The 8,746-nt window shown below is 65.8% G+C and carries 8 protein-coding genes and 1 pseudogene; 3 read left to right on the forward strand and 6 right to left on the reverse strand.

Annotation, left to right across the window (positions count from 1 at the left end):
* Window positions 1-171 precede the first annotated feature (171 nt).
* Window positions 172-338: pseudogene (locus tag FHT32_RS35240) on the reverse strand (helix-turn-helix domain-containing protein); the annotation flags it as partial.
* 99 nt (window positions 339-437) lie between these two features.
* Window positions 438-1,883, reverse strand: a complete 1,446-nt coding sequence (locus FHT32_RS33055) for a PLP-dependent aminotransferase family protein (RefSeq protein ID WP_176668760.1) — start codon at window positions 1,881-1,883, stop codon at window positions 438-440.
* 133 nt (window positions 1,884-2,016) lie between these two features.
* Here FHT32_RS33055 and FHT32_RS33060 point away from each other — a divergent pair, with 133 nt between their 5' ends.
* Window positions 2,017-3,153, forward strand: a complete 1,137-nt coding sequence (locus FHT32_RS33060) for a pyridoxal phosphate-dependent aminotransferase (RefSeq protein ID WP_176668761.1) — start codon at window positions 2,017-2,019, stop codon at window positions 3,151-3,153.
* A 105-nt stretch (window positions 3,154-3,258) separates the two neighbouring features.
* On the opposite strand, the gene FHT32_RS33065 is transcribed toward FHT32_RS33060, so the two are convergent.
* From FHT32_RS33065 to FHT32_RS33080, 4 genes are all read right to left on the reverse strand, one after another.
* On the reverse strand, window positions 3,259-3,411 hold the full coding sequence (locus FHT32_RS33065; RefSeq protein WP_176668762.1) for a hypothetical protein: 153 nt from the start codon (window positions 3,409-3,411) through the stop codon (window positions 3,259-3,261).
* A 92-nt stretch (window positions 3,412-3,503) separates the two neighbouring features.
* On the reverse strand, window positions 3,504-4,412 hold the full coding sequence (locus FHT32_RS33070) for a hypothetical protein (RefSeq protein WP_176668763.1): 909 nt from the start codon (window positions 4,410-4,412) through the stop codon (window positions 3,504-3,506).
* The gene (locus tag FHT32_RS33075; protein ID WP_176668764.1) at window positions 4,409-5,653 is read right to left on the reverse strand and encodes a hypothetical protein; all 1,245 of its coding nucleotides are present in this window, start codon (window positions 5,651-5,653) and stop codon (window positions 4,409-4,411) included. Before FHT32_RS33075 ends, FHT32_RS33070 begins: the two co-directional genes overlap by 4 nt.
* A 5-nt stretch (window positions 5,654-5,658) precedes the next feature.
* On the reverse strand, window positions 5,659-6,648 hold the full coding sequence (locus FHT32_RS33080; protein ID WP_176668765.1) for a tripartite tricarboxylate transporter substrate binding protein: 990 nt from the start codon (window positions 6,646-6,648) through the stop codon (window positions 5,659-5,661).
* A gap of 107 nt (window positions 6,649-6,755) precedes the next feature.
* On the opposite strand from FHT32_RS33080, the gene FHT32_RS33085 reads away from it, so the two are divergent.
* Both FHT32_RS33085 and FHT32_RS33090 read left to right on the forward strand, forming a co-directional pair.
* Entirely contained in the window at window positions 6,756-7,697 is a 942-nt protein-coding gene (locus FHT32_RS33085) for a LysR family transcriptional regulator (protein ID WP_176668766.1), read from the forward strand.
* 63 nt (window positions 7,698-7,760) lie between these two features.
* A partial coding sequence (locus tag FHT32_RS33090; protein WP_176668767.1) for an IS1182 family transposase occupies window positions 7,761-8,746 on the forward strand: 986 nt, incomplete at its 3' end.

Genomic DNA, 8,746 nt, shown 5'->3' on the forward strand with positions numbered 1-8,746 from the left:
CGCCGGCCAACACGCACATGGGCCGCGGTGGTCAAGGCGAGCGGCGTTCGACCCTCGCAATGACGGCTGTATGAGGACGGTATAACGACTGCAGAGAACGGCGCTGTCATCGCGCCCCTTCCTCGCCCATGTGCCGCCCTGGCGCGGCTCCTGAGCGAGGGCGCATGGAATCTATGCGAAGTCAGTCGTCGCGAAATCGTGGGTGACGTGCACGCCGTCATGCTCGCGGCACACCAGCCCGCGCTGCTCAAAGTCGCGCACGGTCTTTTTTTGACCACCTCGCGCGACAGGCCCGAATACGAGGCGACCACCGCTTGCGTGATCCGCTTGTCATAGCCTCAGCACCTGACTCACGAGCGAGACCTCCAAGATGTGGCTGGCGTGAAGAATGATGCGGCGACATGAACCTGAAGCGCTGGCCATGGAGATGGACTGAATCATGGTTTGAGGCTCCGGCGCGCGAGCGCCTTGCCGGCCATGGCACCGAGCGTGCGAAGGCCCTTCTCAATTCGCGAGTCCCAACCGTGGCCTCCGCTCAGGCGCAGGCAGTTCGCGTACTTGCCGCTGGCGGAGAACACCACCCCTGGTGCAAAGCAAATACCCTTTTCAAGTGCCTGCGCAAACAGCAGCCGCGTATCCGCCGGTTCGGGCAGTTCCACCCAGAGCACGAAGTTCCCTTCCGGTCTCGACACTTTCGTGCCCGGAGGAAAAGCCTGCTCGATCACGCGCGTCATGCGGCCAAGAGTGTCGGCAAACTCGCGCCGTATGCGGCGCAAGTGCCGGTCGTAGTCGCCGTTCGAAAGAAAGGAGGCGAGAGCCACCTGCGTCAGCACCGGTGTCGCGAGACTCGTCGCGAGTTTGGTTTCGAGCACTCGTGTCATGTGGCGGCCGGTCGCGATCCAGCCGATGCGATAGCCGGGCGCGAGCGTCTTGGAGAACGAGCCGCAATAGATGACGTTGTCGTTCGTGTCGAGCGCACTGAAAGGCAGCGGCCTCTCCTCTCCGAAATGAACGTCGCCATAGACGTCGTCCTCGATCAGCGGCACGCCGTGCTTCGCCAGCAGACGCAGCACCGCTCGCTTGTTCTCTTCGGGCATGGTGCAGCCGAGCGGATTGCTGAAGCTCGACGCGAGCACGCAGGCGCGTACCTTGCCCGTGGCCAGGGCATTGCGCATCGCACCGACATCCGTGCCGGTATTGGCATCGGTCGGCAGCTCGACCACCTTGAGCCTCTTCGCGCGCAGGACCTGGAGCAGCCCGAAGTAGGTCGGCGACTCGATAGCGACGGTGTCGCCGGGCTCCGTGACCGCGTCGAGCGCCAGCGCCAGCGCTTCCGTGCAGCCGCAGGTAACGGCAATGTCGTCTGGCGAAAGCGCTTGCCCGTACCGCAGCGCACGCCGCGCAATCTCTAGGCGCAGCGACATCTCGCCCCGCGGCGGCGAGTAGGTGTTGCACTGCCCGCCTTTCACGCGAGCCGTGCGCGCAAGAACGAGGTCGAGCTTGGACGAAGCGAGCAGGCGCGGGTTCGGGATGGCGCAGCCGAGCGGCACCAGCGTTTCGTCCGATGCATTCTCCAGCAGGTCCAGCATGAGCCCCGACAGCTCCACCTTGGCGGGCCGGATCGAATGCCGCGTTGTCGTGGGCACGGCCAACGCAGGCGGCGGCTTCGCCACGTAATAGCCCGACTGCGGCCGCGCTTCCAGGATGCCGCGGTCTTCGAGCAGGCGGTAGGCCTGCACCGCAGTGCTGAGGCTGGTGCGCTGCTGTGTGCTGATCTCGCGCAGCGACGGCGCCCGCGTCCCGGGTTGGAGCGCACCCCGGCCGGCCAGGCCGGCGACGAAATCGGCGACTTCTTCATAGCGAAATCGGGGAGATTGCGACACACATGACTCCTATTGCGTAGACAGAACAGCACGCAACTGTACTGCACCAAATTTCGGGAAATTGTGGCTGTTATCGGAAGCCGTAAATCTGCAACATGAGTGTCAGCGACAGCAACGGATCAAACAGCAGTACATGGCAAGGTTTCCCGACAACGAAATCATCTCCCTCGTCAGCAAAGCACCCCGGTTCGACCTCGCGGAAAGCGTGGGTCCGAGCGTGCGGCTCTCGGAGCTGATCGACATGGCTTTCGGCGACGACGCCGACTTTTCGCTGGACTACGGTACGGCGGCTGGCAACATGGAACTTCGCCGGCAAATCGCGAACGAAAATGGCGTCGATGCCGATGAAGTCGTGGTCACGGTCGGGGGCATGCACGCTCTCTTCCTCATCGCGTTCACGTTGTGCCAGGCAGGCGAAGAAGCCATCGTCGCCGAGCCGGTGTTTCCGCTGGCGCGCAATGCGCTGACTGCTGTTGGCGCGCTTACACGTGCGCTGCCGCTCGGTTTCGATACGGGCTACCGGATCGACCTGGATGCGTTGCGAAAGTTGCTGTCACCGAAGACAAAGGTGGTGAGCCTGACCTCGCCGCAGAATCCATCGGGCGTTGCGGTTCCCGCGCAGACCTTGCGCGAGATCGTGGCGATGCTGGCCGAGCATGCGCCCGAAGCCTGGCTTATGGTCGACGAGACCTACCGCGAAGCGGCTTATGGGCACGACACCGCGGCGCCAAGCTCTGCGCGCCTGGGGCCCAAGGTCATCTCGGTGGCCTCGCTGTCCAAGTGCCACGGCTCGGCGGGCTTGCGCATCGGCTGGGCTATCACGCGCGACGCCGCGCTGCGCCAGGCGCTGGTGACTGCAAAGTTCAGCACGGTGATCTCATGCTCACCGGTCGACGAGGCGCTCGCACTCGCCGTACTCAGGCAGCGCGACCGAATCATCGGCGAGAGACGGAAGCTCCTTGCCCAAAACCTGCAGCTCGTCGAAAACTGGATGTCGCGCCACCCCGCTTACGTCGAGTGGGTGCGCCCGGATGCCGGAGCGTTGTGCTGCGTGCGACTGAAACGCGAGGTCTTCGATGCCGCCGCCGTCGAACGCTTCTACGCGGCACTCGCTAGGTACAGCACGCGTGTCGCGCCGGGCGCGTGGTTCGGAGACGATCCGCTGGTGTTCCGGCTGGGATTCGGTTTACCCACCCTCACAGCGCTGGCCATTGCGCTGGAATGCGTATCGGTGGCGATGACCGAAGCAACGCGGATCGACGGAAGATAACGCAGCCACCGACGATCGCAGCGCGGCTTTCCCTACGGCATCCAGGGACGTTCGACCGTTCTGGTGTGGTAATGCAAGCGTGGCCACCAGGACTGGGGTTGGGCATCAACTGAGCCTGTCATGCCAGCTGGCCATCTGCGCTGCGGCATAGCGATTGCCAGCGGCGGCGCCCTCCGGCACCGCGCGCTCGATGCCGCGAAATCGTCCGCTCGTATCCAGCGCGAGATCGCGTTCCACGTCAGGCGGGCGCGCGCGCATGCAGTTCGACTTTCGAGCGGTATGCGCGTCGTGTTAAGGGTGACAAAGCGGTCAAACGACGATCGCTCCCGCAAGGCTACGGGCACTCCCATTCACGACAAGCGAGCCAGCCCGATAGAGTGCTCGCCGCCGCTGGCATACAAGAGGTATTTGATCCCGTCATCTACGAACACTGCCGGATCGCGCAACTGATGCGCCAAGCCAAAGACGGGGCCGCGGCGCGAGGGCTCATTGCGCATCTCGGCACCTTCCCACGCCAAGGCAGGCTGAAGCACCGTGGAGACGTCCCCAGGGCTCCATACGACCCAGGGCAGGCCGAGATCGACGGTGGTGTGAAGGATGCTCTCCGGGGCATCACCCACTCGCGTGAAATAGATATGCAGCAGCGCGCCATCCACATGGACCGCGCAATGCCGGAAGCTGGACTCGAACGGTATCGGTCCCAGTTCGAAGCCACCGTGTTCGTCCGCACGATAGAACGCTCCGGGCATCGCCAGTGCGTACTGGCGGCCTTGCCACTCGAACACACGAAAGTACGAGGCCCCGAGCACTTTCGGTTGCGCCGAAAAGTGCAAGCCATCGTTTGAAGTGGCCAGCTTGCTGCGCTGGTTGCCGATCCAGCGCGCTGCGTCCCCGAACTGCTTCTCATGGCCGTCCGTCTGGCCTGCGGCGAACGCCACGCCGTGAAAGTACATGCGAATCTTGCGCGCAGCGTGATCCACATGCACGTCGGGCGACGCCACGTGATCGGAGCAACTCGACTCTTCAACCGGCAGAACGCCCGGAGCGTAGACAGTCCACGGCCCCAGCAGATCATCGGCATAGGCAAGCCGGATGTGCCGCCCCTGGTGGTGCGCGAAATACAGGTAGTAGCGGCCGAGCGGGTTCGGGAGCCAGTCGGGCACCCGAATCAGCGACGGACCGTTGATGTTGTTGCCGAGCGAAGCGTCGAGCCCCGCATGGATCAACGGCTGCGACAGGCAGCGCTGCGCCCGCATCATGCTGCATCCTCCGAAGCCAGCCGGGTCTGGCGATGAACGGCCTCCACCACCGCCATGTGCGCACGCACGACCGGCGCCAGCAGACGCGCATCGACCTGCGCGAGATCATCTGCGCGCGTGTGAAAGGCTCGCGGCACGCCCAACACCGCCAGCGCGCGCTCGTAGCCACGCGCCACGATCGCGCCGATCTCGCTGACGCCGGGCACGGGTGCCGTGACTCGCTCCAGCCCCGCAAGGCCGCGAAAGGCCAGCCGTGCGGCCTCTTGCAGCGATGCGGTCGCCATCGTCATGCGGTTCGCGTCGGCCGAAGGAAGATCGAAGAGTTCGCCGCGGAATTCGAACTGGTCGCGCACAGCGAGCGCAGCACCAAGATGAACCCATGCCAGGGTGTCGACCGGCGCGGGGGCCCGCTCCATCGCCTGGTGCGCGCCCGCGAACCGGTATTCGTGCGCTCCCGTATTCAGCAGGAACAGCGAGAGGTCCGGAAAGCGCTCGACAGCCCATGCCGCCATCGCCAGGAATGCTGCGGTTCCAGTGCCGCGCTCCCCGACACAGCCGAACCAGCCGGTGCGCGGGGTGGACAGGCACAGCCATCGCGGACCGCGCCGCAGCGTGGCTTGCAGGTTCGAGGTTGGCCGCACGGTCGCCTGGCCATGCAGATAGAGGGTGGCGGGCACGCCGCTGCGCGCAGCCCGCAGGAACGGTTCGGCAAGCACCGGTGCGAGGACCGCGACGGGCATCGGCGCGACAGGCGTCCCGATGCCGGCATTCAATGCCACCACTTCGCCGGTGGGGCCGACGGGCACGATGACCAGCGCGACGGCACCCGCCGCCGAGGCGGCCGCAATCAGGGGCGAACCAAGAGGTGAATCGACCGAGGCATGACGCGCATGAGGCAGGACCAGCAGCGCAATGCGGCCGGCAGCATCCGCGGCCTCATAGGGCGCCCGCACCACCGCCAGCGGCGCGCGCAGGCCTTGCGTCGCAGTGGGAATGACGGGCGACTGCCAGTACACCGGCGCCGTGGCATCGCCTGCGACCAGACGGCAATCGACCGGATCGAAGAAGGGCACGTCGATGTCCTGGTGCTCGACGTCGAAGCCCAGCCCGGCGAGGCGGCCCGCGATCCACTGTGAGGTCGCTGCATCGCCGGACCCTCCCGAGACCTTGTCACCCAGGGCTGCATGCCGAGCCATGTCGGCCGCGAGGCCGCTGGTGAACGCATCCATCTCGTCGTCCATGCAGTTCATTCCTTCTGCACGCCCAAGGTTTCGGCGATCTTCCCCCAGCGCTCGTACGCATCGCGGACCGTCGCCGCGAATTCCGCGGGCGTCGAGGAAACCGCCTCGTACCCGCCTTTCTCGAATTCGTGCTTGAGCTCGGGTGTGGCAAGCACTTTCACGAGCGCCGCGTTCAGGCGCGCGGTGATGTCTGGCGGCAGCTTCGCCGGTGCGAAGACACCGACCCATCCGTCGATGTCCAGCCCGGTGCCGCCTTGCTCCACCAGCGTCGGCACGCCCGGCAGCAGCCGCGAGCGCTTGGGCGCCGCGACGCCGATCATCCGGACGCTGCCTGTGCGTACGAACTGCAGGGCGCCGCCCGCCGCGGCGAACATGATCTGCACCCGTCCGCCGACCAGGTCCTTCTGCACGTCGCCGGCTCCCTTGTAGGGGATGTGCACCATGTCCAGGCCGTAGTACCTGGCCATCCACTGGCCGAACAGGTGCGACGAACTTCCCCTGCCGAACGAGGCGTAGTTCAGCTTGCCGGGGTTGGCCCGGGCATAGGCCACGAGCTCCTTCAGGTTCTGCGCCGGCACCGACTTGTGGGCAACCAGCACGAGCGGCCCGACGCTGGCGAGCGAGAGCGGTGTGAAGTCCTTGAAGGGATCGAAGGGAAGCCTGGCGAAAGAGTGCGGGTTCTGGGCGAACGGACTCAAGGGACTGTAGAGCAGCGTGTAGCCGTCCGCCGCTGCACGAGCAACTTCCGCGGTGGCTAGGTTCATGCTCGCGCCGGGGCGGTTTTCGACGATCACGGTGGTGCCCAGTTCCTTGCGCAACTGCTCCGCCAGAAAGCGCGCCTGCTGGTCCGTCGGCCCACCGGGGGCGAGACCGACGACGAGCCGGATCGCCTTGCCGCCCGTCGGGAAATCGGCTGCCCTTGCACTCATCGCTGGCAGCGCCAGAAACGCGGCGAGCAGCGCCGCTAAACATCTTCTCATCGGACCTGTCTCCATCTCGGTTGTCGGTGCGGAACACTTTCGACACAGCATAGGTCGCAAGGGTCTTATGAAAATATTGATATATTTTCATAAGACCATAACCAGATGGAATGCCCTCTGCCATGCAAGAAGAGTTCGATAACCTGGTGTCGCGCCTGCGCTTCCGACATCTGCGGCTGCTGGTGGAACTCCATCGCTTCGGCACCCTGGGCAAGGCCGCCGCCACGCTGCACCTGTCGCAGCCAGCCCTGAGCAAGACACTCAAGGAGATCGAAGACGCCTTCGGCTTCCCGTTGTTCCAGCGCAGCGCACGCGGCCTGGCCGCCACCTCACGCGGCGAAGTGATCGTGCAGGGTGCGCAGACGCTGCTGTCGGCCCTCGGGCACCTGAGCGAGGCTGCGCAGGCCTCCGAAGAAAAGCCCGTCGCCGTGCTTCATCTCGGCGCACCGCCCGCCGTGGCGGCCGGTGATTCGCTGCCGGCAGTTCTGGCCCGGCTGCAGGCCCGCAGCGAGCGCGTGGTCGTCCGGCTGCGCGAACAGGCGGTGCCGCAGCTGTTCGAGGCGCTGTTGCAGGGAGAGCTCGATGCCTTGCTGACCTCATTCAACCAGACTGCTTTTGCCGCCAAGCGAGCCACGCGCCTGGTCTACAAACGCTGTTCGGAGCACGAGTACGTTGTGATCGCTTCGCCCGCGCATCCCCTGGCAAGAAGAAGGAGCGTCGGCTGGGATGCGCTCGTGCACGACCGCTGGATCATGGCGGAGCCGGAGTTGCTCAGCCGCCAGGCGCTCGAGGGCCAGTTCCTGCGGGCGGGTGTCGCGGTACCGGCACCGAGCATCATCTCGAACAACCCCGCCACCAACGTGCAGCTGGTTGCCGCAGGGGCCGGGCTGGCCGCCGTTCCGCGGGCCATGGCCACGGCCGAGCAGCGCCTGGGACGGATCGCCGTGCTTCGCGTCGAGATGACGCCCTCGCGAGTGCCGGTCGCGCTCGTCTACCGGGCCGCGTCGAGCGGCGATCCGGCGATCAGGCTGCTGCATGCTGTCGTCCAGGAGCTCACGCCCTAGGAGTCTGGGCGGCAGAAGCCGTTTTCCTGTCCTCGCCTGCAGGGCGATGCGCGTTCAGGAGCGATGGCCGCGAACTACTTGCCCTACGACCCGCAGCAGATGCTGCTGCTGCCCGAAGCGATGCAGGACTGGCTGCCCCTGGGGCATCTGGCGCACTTCATCAGCGACACGGTCGACACGCTGGACTTGGGCGCGTTCCATGCCCGCTACGACAAGGACGGTCCGCGCAACCAGCCGTTCCACCCGGCCATGATGGTCAAGGTGCTGGTCTACGGCTACGCCACGGGCGTGTTCAGTTCGCGCAAGATCGCCCGCAAGCTGCATGAGGATGTGGCCTTTCGGGTGCTGGCGGCGGGCAACTTCCCGGCGCACCGCACGATCCGCGAGTTCCGTGCCTTGCACCTGAATGAGTTGAGCGAGCTGTTCGTGCAGGTCGTTCGCCTGGCGCGCGAGATGGGTCTGGTCAAGCTGGGCACGATCGCCGTGGACGGCACCAAGGTCAAGGCCAATGCCAGCCGCCACAAGGCCATGAGCTACGGCTACATGCTCAAGGCCGAGGCTGAGCTCAAGGCGCAGATAGAGGTCTTGCTCAAGCGCGCGCAACAGGCCGACGAGGCCGAGAAGAACGAGCCCGAGTTGGACATCCCGGCCGAGATCGAACGCCGCGAAGCGCGCCTGGCAGCCATCGCCCAGGCCCGAGCGCGCCTGGAGCAACGCCAGCGCGAGGCCGAGATCGCGCGCGGGCGCGACCCCGACGACAAGCCTCGTGGCGGGCGCTACAAGCGCGAGTTCGGCGTGCCAGAGGACCGCGCACAGGACAACTTCACCGATCCGGACAGTCGCATCATGAAGTGCGCTGGCGGCGCCTTCGAGGCGAGCTACAACGCGCAGACGGCGGTGGACGAGGCCGCGCACATCATCGTGGCGGCTGAGTTGACCAACTGCGGCAGCGACGCAGGCGAATTGCCGGTGATCCTGCAGGCCGTGAAGGGGAACCTGGGCGAGTTGCCCGAACAGGTGCTGGCCGACACGGGCTACAAGGCCGAGGC

It is taken from the genome of Variovorax sp. SG517 (genome assembly GCF_013376045.1).
GTDB lineage: Bacteria > Pseudomonadota > Gammaproteobacteria > Burkholderiales > Burkholderiaceae_C > Variovorax.

Coding starts and splice junctions, on each gene's coding strand:
- FHT32_RS33060 (WP_176668761.1), top strand. CDS start 2,017: ATGGCAAGGTTTCCCGACAACGAAATCATCTCCCTCGTCAGCAAAGCA.
- FHT32_RS33065 (WP_176668762.1), bottom strand. CDS start 3,411: ATGCGCGCGCGCCCGCCTGACGTGGAACGCGATCTCGCGCTGGATACG.
- FHT32_RS33070 (WP_176668763.1), bottom strand. CDS start 4,412: ATGATGCGGGCGCAGCGCTGCCTGTCGCAGCCGTTGATCCATGCGGGG.
- FHT32_RS33075 (WP_176668764.1), bottom strand. CDS start 5,653: ATGGACGACGAGATGGATGCGTTCACCAGCGGCCTCGCGGCCGACATG.
- FHT32_RS33080 (WP_176668765.1), bottom strand. CDS start 6,648: ATGGAGACAGGTCCGATGAGAAGATGTTTAGCGGCGCTGCTCGCCGCG.
- FHT32_RS33085 (WP_176668766.1), top strand. CDS start 6,756: ATGCAAGAAGAGTTCGATAACCTGGTGTCGCGCCTGCGCTTCCGACAT.